This window comes from Brevundimonas sp. ALps5 (genome assembly GCF_058681645.1).
In genome coordinates this window covers 2,227,892-2,244,484 of record NZ_CM178744.1, presented here as the reverse complement: position 1 = coordinate 2,244,484, position 16,593 = coordinate 2,227,892, and the positions used below count along the sequence as shown (strand labels likewise).

At 69.8% G+C, this 16,593-nt stretch carries 14 protein-coding genes; 8 read left to right on the top strand and 6 right to left on the bottom strand.

The features are described 5' to 3' along the window. Nucleotides 1-141 precede the first annotated feature (141 nt). From ACW172_RS10925 to ACW172_RS10900, 6 genes are all read right to left on the bottom strand, one after another. On the bottom strand, nucleotides 142-1,149 hold the full coding sequence (locus ACW172_RS10925; protein ID WP_492031564.1) for a protein-L-isoaspartate O-methyltransferase family protein: 1,008 nt from the start codon (nucleotides 1,147-1,149) through the stop codon (nucleotides 142-144). Further along, nucleotides 1,146-3,662, bottom strand: a complete 2,517-nt coding sequence (locus tag ACW172_RS10920) for a spermidine synthase family protein (protein WP_492031563.1) — start codon at nucleotides 3,660-3,662, stop codon at nucleotides 1,146-1,148. Before ACW172_RS10920 ends, ACW172_RS10925 begins: the two co-directional genes overlap by 4 nt. Further along, nucleotides 3,659-4,393: an alpha/beta fold hydrolase gene (locus ACW172_RS10915; protein WP_492031562.1), complete on the bottom strand. Its 735-nt coding sequence runs from the start codon at nucleotides 4,391-4,393 to the stop codon at nucleotides 3,659-3,661. The genes ACW172_RS10920 and ACW172_RS10915 overlap by 4 nt, the downstream gene beginning before the upstream one ends. A gap of 373 nt (nucleotides 4,394-4,766) precedes the next feature. After that, nucleotides 4,767-5,597 carry an LD-carboxypeptidase gene (locus tag ACW172_RS10910; RefSeq protein WP_492031561.1) on the bottom strand — a complete coding sequence of 277 codons (831 nt, stop codon included), beginning with the start codon at nucleotides 5,595-5,597 and terminating at the stop codon, nucleotides 4,767-4,769. Further along, complete coding sequence (locus ACW172_RS10905) at nucleotides 5,594-5,926, bottom strand: hypothetical protein (protein WP_492031560.1); 333 nt, start codon at nucleotides 5,924-5,926, stop codon at nucleotides 5,594-5,596. The genes ACW172_RS10910 and ACW172_RS10905 overlap by 4 nt, the downstream gene beginning before the upstream one ends. Beyond that, the gene (locus ACW172_RS10900; RefSeq protein ID WP_492031559.1) at nucleotides 5,923-6,501 is read right to left on the bottom strand and encodes an isochorismatase family protein; all 579 of its coding nucleotides are present in this window, start codon (nucleotides 6,499-6,501) and stop codon (nucleotides 5,923-5,925) included. Before ACW172_RS10900 ends, ACW172_RS10905 begins: the two co-directional genes overlap by 4 nt. A 71-nt stretch (nucleotides 6,502-6,572) precedes the next feature. Here ACW172_RS10900 and ACW172_RS10895 point away from each other — a divergent pair, with 71 nt between their 5' ends. The 8 genes from ACW172_RS10895 (at nucleotide 6,573) to ACW172_RS10860 (ending at nucleotide 16,520) form a co-directional block, all read left to right on the top strand. Further along, nucleotides 6,573-7,985 carry a UDP-N-acetylmuramate--L-alanine ligase gene (locus tag ACW172_RS10895; RefSeq protein ID WP_492031558.1) on the top strand — a complete coding sequence of 471 codons (1,413 nt, stop codon included), beginning with the start codon at nucleotides 6,573-6,575 and terminating at the stop codon, nucleotides 7,983-7,985. Nucleotides 7,986-8,093: 108 nt separating this feature from the next. After that, a complete protein-coding gene (locus tag ACW172_RS10890) occupies nucleotides 8,094-9,701 on the top strand; it encodes an ATP-binding protein (protein WP_492031557.1) in 1,608 nt (535 codons plus the stop codon). Nucleotides 9,702-9,748: 47 nt separating this feature from the next. Further along, complete coding sequence (locus tag ACW172_RS10885) at nucleotides 9,749-11,797, top strand: TonB-dependent receptor (protein WP_492031556.1); 2,049 nt, start codon at nucleotides 9,749-9,751, stop codon at nucleotides 11,795-11,797. A gap of 88 nt (nucleotides 11,798-11,885) precedes the next feature. After that, on the top strand, nucleotides 11,886-12,575 hold the full coding sequence (locus tag ACW172_RS10880) for a PepSY-associated TM helix domain-containing protein (RefSeq protein WP_492031555.1): 690 nt from the start codon (nucleotides 11,886-11,888) through the stop codon (nucleotides 12,573-12,575). Between the two features lie 27 nt (nucleotides 12,576-12,602). Beyond that, a complete protein-coding gene (locus ACW172_RS10875) occupies nucleotides 12,603-13,118 on the top strand; it encodes a DUF2271 domain-containing protein (RefSeq protein ID WP_492031554.1) in 516 nt (171 codons plus the stop codon). 15 nt (nucleotides 13,119-13,133) lie between these two features. Continuing rightward, nucleotides 13,134-14,039, top strand: a complete 906-nt coding sequence (locus ACW172_RS10870; protein ID WP_492031553.1) for a DUF4198 domain-containing protein — start codon at nucleotides 13,134-13,136, stop codon at nucleotides 14,037-14,039. Nucleotides 14,040-14,137: 98 nt separating this feature from the next. After that, nucleotides 14,138-15,133, top strand: a complete 996-nt coding sequence (locus tag ACW172_RS10865) for an FAD:protein FMN transferase (protein WP_492031552.1) — start codon at nucleotides 14,138-14,140, stop codon at nucleotides 15,131-15,133. Between the two features lies 1 nt (nucleotide 15,134). Further along, a complete protein-coding gene (locus ACW172_RS10860) occupies nucleotides 15,135-16,520 on the top strand; it encodes a sulfite reductase subunit alpha (protein ID WP_492031551.1) in 1,386 nt (461 codons plus the stop codon). Nucleotides 16,521-16,593 lie beyond the last annotated feature (73 nt).

The following is a 16,593-nucleotide window of genomic DNA, read 5'->3' as shown; positions in this document are numbered from 1 at the left end:
CAAGGTGTCGCGGATGGGGCGATCTAGGCGCGCTTCGTCGACGGATTCCGCTCAGTCCGATGACGGTTTGACATCGCTGACGGCTGTTGCAGCGATGAAACACGGGCGCTTTCGGGGCGGATCGTCCGTGTCCGGTCGATATCAGCCCGGCTTGGGCCGCGCCTGCATCGCGCCGGTCATGGGGATGAAGAAGACGCCGACGTCGCGGCGGCTGTGGACCCGGCCCTCGGCGTCCTTGGTATAGACATAGAGGACCTGGCCCCGGCGGAAGGGCTGGCCGATCGGGATGATCAGCTTGCCGCCGGGCTTGAGCTGGCGGAACAGCTCGGGCGGGGCGTACTGGGCCACGCAGGTCAGCATGATAGTGTCGAAGCCTTCGGTGACCTCGGGCCAGCCGAAATAGCCGTCGCCGACCTTGCCGTGGACGTTGGAATAGCCGAGCGGAGCGAAGATCCTGTCCACCGCCCGGCCGATCGGCTCGATGATCTCGATGGTGTAGGCGTCGCGCACCACGCGGCTGAGCAGGGATGACTGGAAGCCCGATCCGGTCCCGATCTCCAGCGTCACGTCGGTCGGCTTGGGCGCCGCCAGCTGGGTCATATAGGCCTGCCCCAGATAGTCGGAGAGGACCGAGCCATGGCCGATGGCCCAGGGCTTGGGATCGGCCTCATAGGCCTGGTACGCCGTCGAGGCCTGTTGGGCGTAGGCGTAGTGGAAATATTCGCGCGGCACGGCCTCGAAGGCGGCCAGCACATTTGGATCGGCGACGCCGTTGAAGCGGCCTTCGAGATAGGTCTTGATCCGGGCGATGGCGGCGGGCTTGCGGGTCTGGATCTCGGCCCACTGGGGCTCGGTGATGGCGCTGGGGCGGCCCGAGGCCTCCATGGCGGCCTGGAAGGCGGCGAAGGTCCAGGGGCTGGACGCCGCCTTGACGCCATTGACCACGGCCGAGGCGACGGGGCCGGTTCCGGGCGCCGCGGTGGCGGTTGCGGGCGTAGCGGCGGGCGCCGTTTCGGCGGCGCCCTGCGTCGGGTTCAGCCGCGCCTGCACGTCCTTCATCGCCTTGTCGTCGCAGGCGGCCAGAGGCAGGGCGGCGAGACCGGCGGCGCCGGCCAGAAGGGCGCGGCGATCCATCGTCGAGGTCGTCATGCGGGAAACTCCAGCGGCGTCGGGGCGGCGCCCGAGGGGTTGGGAACGGGGTCAGTCGCGGGTGCGCGGACAGCCTTTGCGGCCTTCACCCCGACCGGCAGGACGAGGAAGGCGACCGCATAGAGACCGGCGGCGGCGATCAGCAGGGACGAGAAGCCGACATCGCGGCTCATCAGATTGGCGAGGGGCGTGGCGACCACGGAGAAGGCGCCGTTCAGCCCCCAGGCCCAGGGCAGGGCCCGGCCGTCGCCGACCGAGATCAGGCCCAGCGGGAAGGGCATGCCCAGCGCCAGCGACACCGGGGCGGCGGCCAGAACGACCGTGGCCGCCCGCATCCACAGCGGCTGGTCCAGCGTCCGCATCAGATAGTCCTCGCCCCCGATCAGCATGGCCGCGATCCAGGCCAGGACCACGATCAGGCCGATGGCCGAGGCGGCCTTGGGCATGCCGCCGACCTTGCCCGCGATCATGCTGCCGAGGCCGGAGAAGATCAGCATGGAGGTCAGGACCAGGGCGAAGGCCGAGGAATAGTCGTTCAGATAGAAGGCGGCCCGGTCGATCAGCAGGATCTCGATGAAGAGGAAGCCGAGACCCAGCGCCGGGAAATAGAGCACGGGCCACAGGCGTCGCGGCTCCTCCGCCATCCCCTTGCGGCGCACGAACAGGGCGGGCGCGGCCAACACCAGAAGGGCGATCAGGATGGCCTGACCGAGGACGGCGACGTTGACCAGCGCCCCGATCTCGGCCTGCGGCAGGACCTCGAGCCGCTTGATCAGGGTCTGGGGACGCTCGATGCGCAGGGAGGAATAGAAGGCCGGGCGATCGAGCGTCGCCGGGCGGATGTGGAAGGCGCCGCTGGAGGCGGACGGCCGCCCGGCCAGAACGGCGCCGACCTCATTGGCGATGGCGTCGTCGGGACCGTTCGAGGTCATCTGGCCGGTCTCGAAGGAGACGCCGGGCAGGTCGTTGAACAGGCTGGCGCGGGCGGCGGCGACGTCCATTCCGGGAGCCCAGGAGACGTCGAAGGAGCGGGCGGCGCAGAAGGCCTTGAGCGCCGCGATGTCGGTCGTGGACCACGCCGTCGGGCTGATCAGGATCCGCGCATTCCAGGCCGAGCGGTAGATCATGACGTGGGCGGACGGATCGGCGACGCCCGCCACCAGCAGGGCCTCGCGCGCGGTCGAGACGACGCGCAGGGCGTAGACGGGGAAGTCGCGGATGGAGACGGAGATCGACACCATCCCGCCGGGTCGCAACGCCGCCAGATAGGCCTGCATGGCCTCGACCGTGACGCCGGTGACGTTGGCGGGCGCGGCATCGACGAAGTCGGCCGACACGTCGATGACATCATAGCGGTCCGGCCCCGCGCGCCAGGCCGCCGCGATCGGACCGCCGTCGAGCAGGCGCACGCTGGGGTCGCTCGCCATCGCGGGCGACGGGCCGAGGCCGTGGATCAGGGCGTCCTTCAGCACCGGCTCGCCCTCGACGCCGTCGATGTTGGCGGCGCCGAGCGCTTTCGCCTCGGCAATGCGGAAGCCGCCCGAAAGGCCGACCAGCAGGGTCTCGGCATGGGGCCTGAGCACATAGGGGGCGGCGCTCAGCGCGCTGGGCGCATAGGCGGCGTCGCGGCCGAAGGCTTTCGGAAGCGAGGCGATGCGATTGCCGTCGCGATACAGACCATAGGTCGGGGGCGGACCCGCGATGCCCATCAATCCCGCATTGTTGGAGACGTCGGCGTCGACCCGCTCGGTGAAGTCATCGAGCAGAAGATAGTGGCCGCGCGGCGCGCGAATCTCGGCGACGACCCTGGCGCCAGGCGTGTTCATCGGGGCGTAGATGGCCTTGAACTCGCTGAATGTCGGGGCCACGCCGGTGAAGAGGACGTATTCTCCGCCGACCAGGGCCGCGAGGGCCAGCAGGCCGCCGATCCAGCGGCTGCGTCCCGGCTGGAACCACGGCCCGAGCGCCAGCGGTATCAGCAGCACCGGCGCCAGCAGGAAGGGATGGACCACGAACATCAGGCCCAGCGCTACGGCCGAGCCCAGCCCGGCGCCGATCAGATCATAGCCGTAGACCCGCCCGATCTCCCGGTGATTGAGCACGAAGATCAGGGAGATGTAGAGACCGGCCAGGAAGAAGAAGGGCAGCAGGGCCGCATAATAAAGGCCGATGTTCCGAACCTGATCCGGCCAGGTGGTCGGGTTCTGCAGCTGCAGCGGATTGAACGGATTGGCCGTCACCATCTGGAAGCCGAAGGCGGCGGCCAGGATCATGGCCGCGGGCAGGATGGCTCTCAGCACCACGCCCGACTTCGCCACCGTGTCGCGGAACAGGGCGACGAAGACGCCCGAAAGCGCGAAACCCGCCATGACGATCGAGATGATCCAGTAGCCGTACTCCGACCATTTCGCGACGGCGAAGTAGCGGGTCAGGGCGTTCTCGATCCCGACCACGCCCAGCGCGATCAGGAACAGGGGCATCAGGGCCGCACGGCTATTGGCGACGGCCTTCAATGGACGGTCTCCCCGGTCGCGCGACGGGCGACCCGGTGATCCAGAAACTCGATCAACAGGGCGTCGAACCGGTCGGCTTCATCGACGAACAGGGCGTGGCCGGCGGTCTCGAACACCTCCATCCGGGCGTCGGGATGGGTGCGGATCAGGTTCTCGCCCTGGGCCCGAAAACGCGGCCGCACGACGTACAGGACCGGCTTGTCGGTCGAATGCAGGGCCGCGCGCCAGTAGCTGCGCGGAACGTCATAGGCCAGCAGGCGGCGCTCGTCGGCCTGGGTCATGCGCAGGGCCTGATCGGTCAGGCGCGCGCGATAGTCCGCTCCCGGATCATGAGCGAACATGGAGGCGATGAAGGCGGCGCGGCGGCGGCGGCGTTCGTCCTCGGGAATGTCGGCGCGATCCGCCGGACTGGCGGTCGAGGCGCCGGATCGGGGGACCGGCGCCGGCTCCTCGCCCACGGAGTTGTCGATCAGGACGAGGCCGGCGATCCGCCCGTCCCCCTGCCCCGCCACATAGGCGAGGCTGTCCAGCACCCCCAGCGACCAGCCGACCAGCACCACCGGACCGGACGCCGCATGATCGATCAGGTCGCCGATGTCGCGACCGCGCCGTTCGTAGCTGTAGCCGAAGGCCGTGACCTCGCTCTCCCCCTGACCGCGCGGATCCAGGGCGAGGACGTGGAAACGACCCTTCAGGGCGTCGATCTGGCGCTCGAAAATCCACCCCGGCATGGTCCACCCCGGCACGAAGACGACGGTGGGTGACCCGCCAGCGAGTTGATCAGGTCCGGGGCCCGCCTCCAGATAGTGAAGGCGGGCCCCATCGCTGGTGATGAAGCTCCGGCTCTCGACAGCCCCTATCCCCGGGACCGAAGCGGCGCCCCCCGACGCCGGCTCCGGACCTGCCGTAAAACCCGAGACGACCAGCCACACCATCCCGACGGCGGCGGCGCGCGCCCAGGCCGTCAACAGTGGTGCGCCAAACGGCTCCATCGCCCGCATCTGGCCCTGACAATTCGCCGGTGTCGATAGACCTCGCTTAACAGGCGTTAACGACGCGGGACAGGCGTGTCCGCCGCGCATCATTCTCACGCCGGACGGAGGCTCAGCCGAAGGGCACGATCTTGTTGTCGCCGTCGTGGCCGATGTCCGCCTTGCCGAGGAAGGGGATGCCCGAACGGCGGCACCAGTAGCGGACGATCTCCTGCGCGGTCAGGCCGAAGTCCGGGTCGTTCGGCGTCACGTCCGAGACCCGGCCCAGACGGATGCCCGCGACCTTGCGGATCGACGGCTGGCTGGTCAGGTGGAACATCATCCGGTCGACGCGATAGAGCGCCTCGGACACCTCCTCGATCATCAGGACGTGGTCGGTCAGGTCGGGCTCCAGCGGCGTGCCCACCAGCTGGTCTATGATGGTCAGGTTGAAGGCGACGGCCTTCTTTTTGTCGATCGCCAGCGACGGCTCCAGCCCCTGCTCGTCGCCCCTGACCAGCCAGGCCAGGGCGCGCTCGGCGGTGGCGTCGTGGCGCACGGAATCCGAGGCCATCGGCCCGTGGGCGAGATGCTTGAACCCGGCCTTGTACATCCCGGCCAGCAGGGTCCCGACGTCGGAATAGCCCATATAGCGCTTGGTCCGGGCGACGTCGTTCAGGCGCGGAATGACGTCCTCGACGATGCGGCACGAGCCGTAGCCGCCGCGCGCGAACCAGATGGCGTCAAAGCGCGGATCGTTGGCGTATTCGACGAAGGCGTCGGCGCGGGCCCGGTCGTCGCCGGCGAAATGGCCGTGCTTCATGAAGCAGGCGGGGTGGAAGGTGACCGCGATGTCGCCTTCCGGGTGGTGCTCGGCCATCCAGGCCTCGACCTGCTCGGCCCGTTCCTTCGCGAACCGGGAGCTGACGCAGACGACGCCGATCTTGAAGGTATTGGCCATCATGGGGTGGGCGTCATCCGGGCTTTGGCGCGACGTTGGTAGTGTTTCTCAAGCTGTTCCCTGACCAGCCGCAGGAGGATGAGCACTCCGAGGATGCCCATGAACCACCAGGAATTGAGCTTCGAATCCATGAACGGAAACCACCCGCGTTGCCAAAGGAAGGCCACCAGCAGCAGGGCAGCCAAGCCCCACTCGGCAACCTTGAGCGGCTGGTCTATCTGAGACGGCAGGGCGGCTTCGCGAGCGGTCGCCAGCTCTTCGGGCGTGCTCGGCCTGCCGAAGACGATGTCTACAAGCCGGTCTCTCAGCCTCTCACGCGGGGCCTCGGTCATGCGGCTGCCCCCAGCGACTCGACGATCTCCGCCACCGACCGCACCCGGGCGATGCGGGGGAAGACCAGCTTCATCGGGAAGTCCTGCATGGCCGCCGAGAAGGTCGTCGAGGCGTCCTCGGCGACGATCATCGAATAGCCGTGCGACCAGCCCTCGCGCACGGTCGACTCGACGCCGAAGTTCGTCGCGATCCCGCCGACGATGATGGTGTCGACGCCGCGCCGGCGCAGCAGGGTGTCGAGCTCCGTGCCGTGCAGGGCGCCCCACTGGCGCTTGGTGATCGTGATGTCGGCCAGTTCCAGCAGCTCGGGGACGATCTCCGCATAGTTCGCCGGGACCGGATCGGTGGAGACCGGATTGTCGATCAGCCCCTGCGGCCCGTTGATCCGCCCGGGCCCGAAGCTGACGTTGACCGCGACCACCACGCCGCCCGCCGCCTTGACCGCCCGCGCCAGGGTCAGGCCGTTCGCGACCACCGTCTCACTATCGTAGGGCGCCAGCGTATTGCCGAGGATCCCGGCCTGAAGGTCGATGAGGACGAGGGCGGTCTTGCCCGGATCGATTTCAAGCGTCACGAAGCCTCCGAAAACCCGTTCCGGCCGCGAACCCACTGGCGGTTTGCGGCCAAGTCCTGTTCTAAGACCTGATGACCCAAGACGTCTCCTACTTCTTCTGCGGAATCGGCGGCTCCGGCATGCTGCCCCTGGCCATGATCGTTCAGGCTCAGGAATGCCGCCGGATCGAGGGCTCGGACCGGGCGCTGGATCAGGGCCGCACGCCGGAGAAGTTCGACTGGTTGCGCGCCCACGGCGTGACCCTGCATCCGCAGGACGGATCGGGCGTGACGCGGGCCGAACAGATCGTCGTCGCCACCGGCGCCATCGAGGACACCGTCCCCGACATCGGGGCGGCGAAACGCGCGGGCGCGACCATCGTCACCCGGCCCCAGCTTCTGTCGCAGCTGTTCAACGCCGCCCCGACCTCGGTCGGAGTCGCGGGCACCAGCGGCAAGTCGACCATCACCGGCATGGTCGCCTGGATCCTGCATTCGGCGGGCCGCCAGCCGACGGTGATGAACGGCGCCGTGATGAAGAATTTCGCCGACGCCGACCATCCCTTCGCCAGCGCCCTGATCGGCGGCCCGGACCTGTTCGTCGCCGAGGTGGACGAGTCGGACGGCTCCATCGCGCGGTACAATCCCACCGTCGCCGTGGTCTCCAACATCTCGCTGGACCACAAATCGATGGAGGAGCTGCGCGACCTGTTCGGCGGCTTCACCGGCCGGGCGAAGACGGCGGTGCTCAACCTCGACAACGTCGAGACGGCCGCGCTCGCGCAGACGATGGTCGATGACGGTCGCGCGGACGCCGTCGTCACCTTCGCCCTCGGCAATGAGGACGCCGACCTGTCGGCCCATGATCTCAAGCCCCTGCCGACCGGCATGACCTTCGACCTCGTCGAGCGGTCGAGCGGGGTGCGACTGAAGGCCGTGCTCAACGTTCCCGGCGCCCACAATGTCGCCAATGCGCTCGCGGCCCTCGGCGCCGTGCGCGCGCTCGGCGTGCCGCTGGAGGCGGCGGTCAGGGCGCTGGAGGGGTTCGCCGGCATCCGTCGCCGGATGGAGGTGGTGGGCACGAAGAACGGCGTCACCGTCATCGACGACTTCGCCCACAACCCCGACAAGATCGCCGCGACCCTTAAGACGCTGCACGCCTTCGACGGCCGGCTGCTGATCCTGTTCCAGCCGCACGGCTTCGGCCCGCTGAAGCTGATGAAGTCCGAGTTCATCGAGGGCTTCGCCGGGCTGATGCGTCCGGAGGATGTGCTGGTCATGCCCGAGCCCGTCTATTACGGCGGCACGACCGACCGCAGCGTAGGATCCGAAGACATCGCCGCCGGGGTCCGGGCGTTGGGCCGCAATGCCGAGGCGCTGCACGACCGCCCCGCCTGCGGCGACCGCATCATTGAACTGGCGAAACCCGGCGACCGGATCATCGTCATGGGCGCGCGCGACGACACCCTGTCGGAGTTCGCGGCGGAGTTGCTCACGCGACTTTAATTCCGGACCCGGAACACCCGTCACGATATGATCTAAAAACCTTCATTTCCGGCAAAGCCGGCGTTAAATCCTCGCCCCTAAACGCCCCTTCGAACAGGGGAGTTTTGTATGGCCCGGATCGGGGATTTCATCAGCGCGGTAGCGGCCGTGTCTCCGGATACCCCGGGCGCGCAGATCTTCGATCGGTTCCAGTCAGAGCCCAACACCCTGGTGATCGCCGTCGTCGATGCGGATGATCGTCCCGTCGGCCTGATCGAGCGCAACGCCTTCACCCTGAAGATGGCCGCCGAGTTCGGCCGCGCCCTCTACGCCCGCCGCCCGGCCACCAGCCTGATGAACGAGCGCCCCCGCATCCTCGACGCCCAGGCCGACGCCGCCATCCTGTTCCAGAGCATGGACGCCTCCGATCTGGGCGGGCTGCTGAACGGCTTCATCGTCACCTCGGGCGGCCGATATGTCGGCGTCGGCGCCGGGGTCCATGTGCTGCAGGCCGGCGCCGTCATCCACCGCAAGCGCGCCGAGGAGATGAGCACGCTCGTTCGCGATCTGGGCCGGGCCGAGCAGGAGGCCCGCGCTTCCAGCCGCGCCAAGTCCGAGTTCCTGGCGGTGATGAGCCATGAGATCCGCACGCCCCTGAACGGGGTTCTGGGCGTCGCCGCCCTGATGGAGCGGGAGCTGACCCAGGCGAAGATGCGCCCCTATGTCCGCACCATTCTCGATTCCGGCCAGAGCCTGCTGCGGCTGCTCACCGACGCCCTGGACATGTCGCGCGCCGACGCCGGACTGATGAGTTTCGAGACCGCGCCCGTGCATCTGGACCGGTTGGGCGAGGACCTCGCGGCCCTGTGGAGCCCGCGCGCCGAGGAGAAGGGCCTGACCCTGTCCGTCATCTGCGACACCACCGCCGGCGACTGGGTCGTCGGCGACGAGATGCGGCTGAAACAGCTGTTCAACAACCTGATCGGCAACGCCCTGAAGTTCACCCAGGCCGGCGGGGTCGAGGTGCGGATCGAAAGCGCCACGCGCGACGGCGATCTGGTCGTGACCGGCATGGTCGACGACAGCGGTCCGGGCGTGTCCGAGGCCGCCGCCGCGACCATCTTCGATCCCTTCAACACCGGTCAGGCGGGGCGCGAGGGCGCCGGCGCAGGGCTGGGCCTCGCCATCTGCCGCCAGATCGTCGAACGCCTGAACGGATCCATCGCCGTGGAGCGCTCGCCGCAGGGCGGGGCCCGCTTCCGCTTCACCGTCGCCCTGCCTGAGGCCGGGCCGGAAATGCGCGACCCGCGCGAGAAGATCGTCGAGCCGACGCCGCATGAAACCCTCCACGTCCTGATCGTGGACGACAACGCCACCAACCGCTTCGTGGCCTCAAAGATGCTGGAGCTGTTCGGCTGCACCACCGCCACGGCGGAGAACGGGCGCGAGGCGGTCGAGCGGGTCCAGACCGAACGGTTCGATCTGGTCCTGATGGACATCAAGATGCCGGTCATGGACGGGGTCGAGGCGACGCGCGCGATCCGCGACCTGCCGGGCGCCGAGGCCTGTATCCCCATCCTGGCCCTGACCGCCAACGCCGATCCGAAGGACGAACGCCTTTATCTGGCCGCCGGAATGAATGGTGTGGCGCAGAAGCCGATCCAGGCCGACGCCCTGCTGAACGCCATCCGTCTGGCGCTCTCGGGCGAGGCTGAAATACAGGTTGAAGCCGCCTGAGCCATTGGCGGCGCAACCGGAGCGGAAGTCGCGTATTGTGACGCTCGATGTTGCAGATCCCTCCCCCGCCGCCCCAACCTGACATCCTTCCCGAGGTGGTGGTCACCGCCGCCCGCCTGCCGCCTGCCGCGGGCGAGGCCGCCTTTTCGGTGATCCGGCTGGATCAGGAGACGCTGGACCGGTCGACCCGTCTGGACGAGGCCCTGGCGACCGTGCCCGCCGTCTCCCTGTTCCGCCGCACCTCCAGCCTCGGCGCCAATCCGACGACGCAGGGGATCAGCCTGCGCGCCATCGCTCCGTCGGGCGCCGGGCGGACGCTGGTGACGCTGGACGGCGTGCCGCTGAACGATCCCTTCGGCGGCTGGGTGATCTGGTCGCAAGTGGCGCCGGAGTCTCTGGAGAGCCTCGACATCGTGCGCGGCGCGGGGGCCGGCCCCTACGGCGCCGGAGCCCTGACCGGGGTCATCGCGCTTCGGGAACGCGACGGCGAGGGCGGCATGCTGGACGCCTCGGTCGGCGAGGACGGCGGCCGGCGGCTGGCGGCGGCGACCACGCTGAAGAGCGGCCGCGTGGCGATCACCGGCTCGGTCCTGCTGGATCATTCCGACGGCTATGTCCCCGTGCGCGGCGCGGCGGCGGGCGCGGCCGATACGCCGCTCGATCTGGATACCAGGAGCGCGGCCCTGCGCGCCGACGTCGGGATAGACGCCCTGACCGCCCTGTCCCTGCGCGCCTCGGCCTATGATGAGGACCGAGGCTCCGGGCTTCTGAACACCCGCTCTTCGGCCAGTGGCCAAGGGTATTCCGCGACGCTGAGCCGCACGCCGTCGAAAGGCGCCCTCGGCTGGCGCGCGCAGGTGTGGCGGCGCGAGAGCGATTTTTCCAACGCCTCCGCCTCCGTCGCGGCGGACCGGTCGGCCACCACCCCGGCCAACGATCAGTACGCCACCCCCGCCACCGGCTGGGGCGCCAACCTCGCCCTGCGCCAGAGCGCCATCGACCTGTTCGGCGGGCGGCTGGAGTGGGAGCTGGGCGCCGACGCCCGCTATGCCGAGGGCGAGACCCAGGAGCGGTTCAGCTGGTCCGCCCCGCTCAACCGCTTCACCCGCGACCGCTATGCGGGCGGCGAGACCTCCGTCATCGGCGGCTATGCGGAGGGCTCATGGACGGGCGGACCCTGGCTGGTCGCAGGGGGCCTGCGTCTGGATCAGTGGAAGAACGCCGACGGCCATCGGCTGGAGCTCGACCGCGCGACCGGCGCCGCCCTGCTGGACGAAACCTATGCCGACCACTCCGGTGAAGTCACCTCGGCAAGGGTCGCGGTGCGCCGCGACCTCGGCGCAGGATGGGCCGCCCGCGCCGCCGCCTATTCCGGCTTCCGGCCGGCGACGATCAATGAGCTGCATCGCCCGTTCCGGGTCGGCAACGACATCACCGAATCCAATCCCGATCTGGAGCCCGAGCGGCTGCAGGGGATCGAGACCGGCCTGTCGTGGGACCGCGAGACGACCACCTTCGGCGCCACCCTGTTCCGGAACCGGATCGAGGACGCCATCGTCAATGTCACCATCGGGACCGGCCCTGGCGTCGTCGCCGCCCTGCCCCGCGGCGGCTTCGTGCCGGCCGGCGGCGTCCTGCGTCAGCGCCAGAACGCCGGGACCATTGAGGCCACCGGGATCGAGCTGAACGCCCGACAGCGCCTCGACCGCGTCACCCTGACCGCCGCCGTCAGCTGGACCGATGCGGAGATGGACGGCGGGACTTCCGCGCCCCGGCTGACCGGCCTGAGGCCCGCCCAGGCGCCGGAGTGGAGCGCCACCGCCGGGATCGACTGGCGCGCCGGCGACCGCCTGACCCTGTCCAGCCGCGCCCGCTACGAGAGCGCCCGCTTCGACGACGACCTGAACAGCCGCACCCTGGACGCCGCCCTGACGCTGGACGCCCGCGCCGACTACGCCCTGCGCGACGGCGTCACCCTCTACGCCGTCGCCGACAATCTGTTCGATGAGGATGTCGAGGTCTCCCAAACCGCCGACGGCGTCGCCGGCTATGGCCCGCCCCGGACCCTGCGGGCGGGCGTCACCCTCAGCTGGTAGGCTGGGCGGTTAAGAAAACCGTCCTGCGACATCGGTTTCGTATCCCGATCTATTGCAAATCGTTCGCAAGATATGGCACAGCCACGCCGTGACCGAAGCCACCACAAACCCGCGTTCCAAAACGCCTGAGAAGACCGCCGAGGCCGCCAAGGCGAAACCGCCGGCGATCAACAAGGCGCGCGCCTTCTGGCTGAAGCAGCTGCACAGCTGGCACTGGATCTCGGCGGGCCTGGCCCTGGCCGGGATGATCCTGTTCGCGGCCACCGGCATCACCCTGAACCACGCGGCCCAGATCAAGGCGACGCCCGTCGTCGCCGACCAGACCGGGACCCTGCCCGCCCCCTTGCTGGCCCGTCTGGCCGAGATGCCGGAGGAGACGACCGCCCCCGTGCCGGACGCCGTGGCGCGCTGGGCCGGTCAGACCTTCAAGGCCAATATCGGCGGCAAGCCGACCGAGACCACCGCCGACGAGGTCTATGTGGCGCTTGCCATGCCCGGCGGCGACGGATGGCTGACCATCGACCGTGCAACGGGTGAGGCCCAGTACGAGGTCACCTCCCAAGGCTGGGTCGCCTACATCAACGATCTGCACAAGGGCCGGAACACCGGACCGGTCTGGTACTGGTTCATCGACGTCTTCGCCGCCGCCTGCATCGTCTTCGCGGTGACCGGCCTGACCCTTCTGTGGCTGCATTCGCGCAGCCGGCCCATGACCTGGCCCCTGGTGGGTCTGGGTCTGCTGATCCCCGTCATCATCGCCCTCATTTTCGTCCACTGATCCTCCCCTCATTGACCGAGTAAAACGATGCGCCTTCTCCCCGCCGCCGCCCTCGCCGTCACCGCGGTCTCCGCCGTCGCCGGCCCGGCCCTGGCCGCCGACCTGACCGTGACGATCGAGATCCCCCGCCTGCCGGTCGCCGCCTATCACCGCCCCTATGTCGCCGTCTGGATCGAGAACCCGGCCGACCAGAGCACGGTGCGCACCCTGGCCGTCTGGTACGAGCAGGTGAAGCCGGACAACGAGGGCCAGAACTGGCTGAAGGACCTGCGCACCTGGTGGCGCAAGGGCGGCCGCGCCATGCGCATGCCCGCCGACGGTGTCTCCGGCGCCACCCGCGCCCCGGGCCGTCAGACCATCACCATCCCCGCCGCCCGCCTCGCCGGGGTCGCCGCCGGCCAGTACAACATCGTTGTCGAGGCGGCCCGGGAACAGGGCGGCCGCGAGGTCGTGCGCGTGCCCTTCCGCTGGGGCGCCGCGAACACCGGCCGCGTCGCCGGCTCCACCGAACTGGGCGCCGTCTCCGTCGCCGTCAGCCGCTAGAAGGAAGCCACAGACATGAACCGCCTCAAAACCGGCGCTGCCGTCTTCGCCCTGATCGCCGCCTTCGCCGCGCCCCTGTCGGCCCAGGCCCACCGCGCCTGGATCCTGCCCTCGACCACCAGCCTGTCGGGCACGGACGGCTGGGTCGGCTTCGACGCCGGCATCTCCAACGGGGTGTTTGACGCCGACCATGCCGCCATGCGTCTGGAGAATCTGCGCGCCACCGCGCCGGACGGCTCCAATGTGCCGCTCGAGCACCCGATGCAGGGCCAGTGGCGCTCGACCTTCGACGTCCACCTGACAAAGCCCGGCACCTATCGCGTCGGCAGCGTGTCCCAGACCGCCAACGCCACCTGGACCCTGAACGGCGCGCCCGGCCGCTGGCGTGGCCCGGCGACCGAACTGACCGCCAACATCCCGGCGGGCGCGACCGACGTGGTCTCGGCGATCAACTCCAACCGCCTGGAGACCTTCGTCACCCTGGGCGAGCCGACCAGCACCGTCTTCCAGCCGACCGGACAGGGCCTCGAGATGGTCCCGACCACCCACCCGTCCGAACTGGCCGTGGGCGAGGCCGCGACCTTCCAACTGCTCAAGGACGGCGCCCCCCTGGCCGGCGCCGACGTCACCATCGTGCGCGGCGGCGTCAAATATCGCGACGCCCCGGAAGAGATCGCGGTCAAGACCGGCGCCGACGGCAAGTTCTCGGTCACCTGGCCCGAGGCCGGCATGTACTGGATCAACACCGTCGTCCGTCCGGGCGCGCCCCAGCGTGAAGGCGGCGAAGGCCCGCGTCCGGAAGGCCAGCGTCCGGCCGGTGGCGAAGGTCAACGTCCGGCCGGCGGCGGCGAAGGCCGGGGTCCGATGGGGCCGCCGACGCCCTCGGCCGGCTACACCGCCGTCGTGGAAGTCCTGCCCTGACCTTCAAGGGATCAAAGGGAGCGCCGCCGTCGATCCTGATCGGCGGCGGTTCGCCGTCTGAAGAGGACGGTGCGGACAACCGCGTCCTGATCCCGCCGATGAGCGCCCCGCCGTCCCGCCCGCCCAGCGACATCGTCTGGACCCTGGGCGGCGAGACCATGGGCACCGGCTGGTCCGCCCGCATCGTCGCACCGCCGGGTGTGGACAAGGAGGCTCTGGACGCCGCCATTCGTCAGGAGCTGAACGCCGTCGTGGCCGTCTTCAGCCCGTGGGAGCCGTCCAGCGAGATCAGCCGCTTCAACGGCGCGCCGGCCGGGACCTGGGCCCTGTCCCAGCCCTTCTGGACCCTGCTCGACGCGGCCATGGACATCGCCGACGACACCAATGGCGCGGTCGACCCGACGCTGGGCGCCCTGGTCGATCTGTGGGGCTTCGGGCCTCCCGGTCCGCGCCCGGCCGACGCCCCCCTGCCCTCCGACGAGGAGATCGACGCGGCCCAGGCGCTCTGCGGCTGGCAAAAGCTGCGCCTGAACCGCGAGGCCCGGGCCGCTGTCCAGTCCGGCGGGATGAAACTCGACTTCTCCGGCATCGCCAAGGGCCATGCCGTGGACCGCGTCTCCGAACGCCTGACCGCTCTGGGCGCCACCTCCCACCTGATCGAGATCGGCGGCGAGCTTCGGGGCGCCGGGGTCAAGCCCGACGGCCAGCCCTGGTGGGTCGAGATCGAACAGCCGCCGGGCAGCCCGGCGCCCCGCACCCTGATCGCCCTGATCGACATCGCCCTCGCCACCTCCGGCGACTACCGCAAGGCCTTCACCCACGAAGACCGCCGCTATTCGCACACCGTAGACGGCCGCACAGGTCGCCCGATCGACAACGGCCTGGCCTCAGTGACCGTGGTCCATCCCTCGGCGATGAAGGCCGACGCCTTCGCCACGGCCCTGACGGTCATGGGTCCCTACGACGGCCCCGAGTTCGCAGAGGCCTATGGACTGGCCGCCCACTTCGTCGAACGCACCCCGCGCGGGCCGATCGAGCGGATGACCCCGCTCTACGCCGCCATGCTCGAAGATCCCGCGCCAGAGGAAAACTGACGTGACGACCGATCCCGTCCACTGGATCGCGGCCGGCGTCGCGGTGGTTCTCTGGCTGATTGTCTGTGTCGCGGTCGCCATCGCCAGCGCCCGCGCGCGTCGCGCCGACCGCGCCCGCACCGAGGCCTTCGGCGGCGGCGGCTCCGACGCCACCCTGATCGCCTATGCCAGCCAGACGGGTTTCGCCGAGGAGCTGGCCCTGATGACCGCCCGCGCCCTGAAGGACACAGGAGGGGCCGAGGCCGGGCTCGGCGCGCGCGTCGTCTCCTTCGCCGACCTTGAACTGGACATGCTGACGGCGGCGAAGCGGGCCCTGTTCGTGGTCGCCACCACCGGCGAGGGCGATGCGCCGGACAGCGCCGGCCGCGTGCTCCGCCGCATGCTCGACCGCGACGCCGCCCTGCCCGACCTGAGCTATGGGATGCTGGCGCTCGGGGACCGGAGCTACAAGGACTACTGCGGCTTCGCCCATGTCGTCGACGGCTGGCTGATGCGCTCGGGGGCCACGCCCCTGTTCGATCTGGTCGAGGTTGACGACGCCGACCCCGAGGCCATCCGCCACTGGCAGCATCAGCTGAACGCGATCACCGGCTCCAACGCCGAGCCCGACTGGACCCCGCCGTCCTACGACCGCTGGACGCTGGTCGAGCGGCGCCTGCTCAACCCGGGCGGGCCCGGCGGCGAAGCCTTCCACCTGGCCTTCGAGGCCATCGCCCACACGCCCGACTGGTCGGCCGGGGACATTGTCGAGATCGGCGTCCCCTCCCCCGAAGGCGACCGTCCGGCAGCCCGCGAATACTCCATCGCCTCCCTGCCCGCCGACGGCCGGCTGGAACTGCTGGTGCGGCTGATGCGTCATCCCGACGGGACGCCGGGTCTGGCCTCGGGCTGGCTGACCGGTCAGGCAAGCCTCGGCGACGAGGTCGCCATGCGGGTGCGGGTGAACCGCGGCTTCCACGGCCCGGCCACCGCGACGCCCATGATCCTGATCGGCAACGGCACGGGCCTGGCGGGCCTGCGCGGCCACCTCAAGGCCCGCTCACTCCAGAATGGGGCCGGCGACGCCTGGCTGATGTTCGGCGAGCGCACCGCCGCCCACGACGCCTTCCACGAAGCCGAGCTCAAGGCCTGGCTGGCCTCGGGCGTCCTGACCCGTCTGGACCGCACCTTCTCGCGCGACGAAAGCGACGGCCGCTATGTCCAGGCCGTCATCGCCGAACAGGCCGACGAACTCCGCCGCTGGATCGACCGGGGCGCGGCGATCTACGTCTGCGGCTCCCTCGAAGGCATGGCCTCGGGCGTCCATACGGCGCTGGAAGAGGCGCTCGGCGCCGACCGGGTGATCGCCCTGTCCGAGGCCGGGCGGTATCGCCGGGACGTCTACTAGACCCCGACCTGAAGCGCCCGTCGGATGATCCGGCTGGCGGAGCTGGCAGCAGTCAGCCCCGCCATGGTCGGCT

What these genes read in the sequence shown, in the direction of transcription:
- ACW172_RS10925 (WP_492031564.1), bottom strand. Translation starts at nt 1,149, where the DNA reads ATGACGACCTCGACGATGGATCGCCGCGCCCTTCTGGCCGGCGCCGCC.
- ACW172_RS10915 (WP_492031562.1), bottom strand. Translation starts at nt 4,393, where the DNA reads ATGCCGGGGTGGATTTTCGAGCGCCAGATCGACGCCCTGAAGGGTCGT.
- ACW172_RS10910 (WP_492031561.1), bottom strand. Translation starts at nt 5,597, where the DNA reads ATGATGGCCAATACCTTCAAGATCGGCGTCGTCTGCGTCAGCTCCCGG.
- ACW172_RS10905 (WP_492031560.1), bottom strand. Translation starts at nt 5,926, where the DNA reads ATGACCGAGGCCCCGCGTGAGAGGCTGAGAGACCGGCTTGTAGACATC.
- ACW172_RS10895 (WP_492031558.1), top strand. Translation starts at nt 6,573, where the DNA reads ATGACCCAAGACGTCTCCTACTTCTTCTGCGGAATCGGCGGCTCCGGC.
- ACW172_RS10890 (WP_492031557.1), top strand. Translation starts at nt 8,094, where the DNA reads ATGGCCCGGATCGGGGATTTCATCAGCGCGGTAGCGGCCGTGTCTCCG.
- ACW172_RS10885 (WP_492031556.1), top strand. Translation starts at nt 9,749, where the DNA reads ATGTTGCAGATCCCTCCCCCGCCGCCCCAACCTGACATCCTTCCCGAG.
- ACW172_RS10875 (WP_492031554.1), top strand. Translation starts at nt 12,603, where the DNA reads ATGCGCCTTCTCCCCGCCGCCGCCCTCGCCGTCACCGCGGTCTCCGCC.
- ACW172_RS10870 (WP_492031553.1), top strand. Translation starts at nt 13,134, where the DNA reads ATGAACCGCCTCAAAACCGGCGCTGCCGTCTTCGCCCTGATCGCCGCC.
- ACW172_RS10865 (WP_492031552.1), top strand. Translation starts at nt 14,138, where the DNA reads ATGAGCGCCCCGCCGTCCCGCCCGCCCAGCGACATCGTCTGGACCCTG.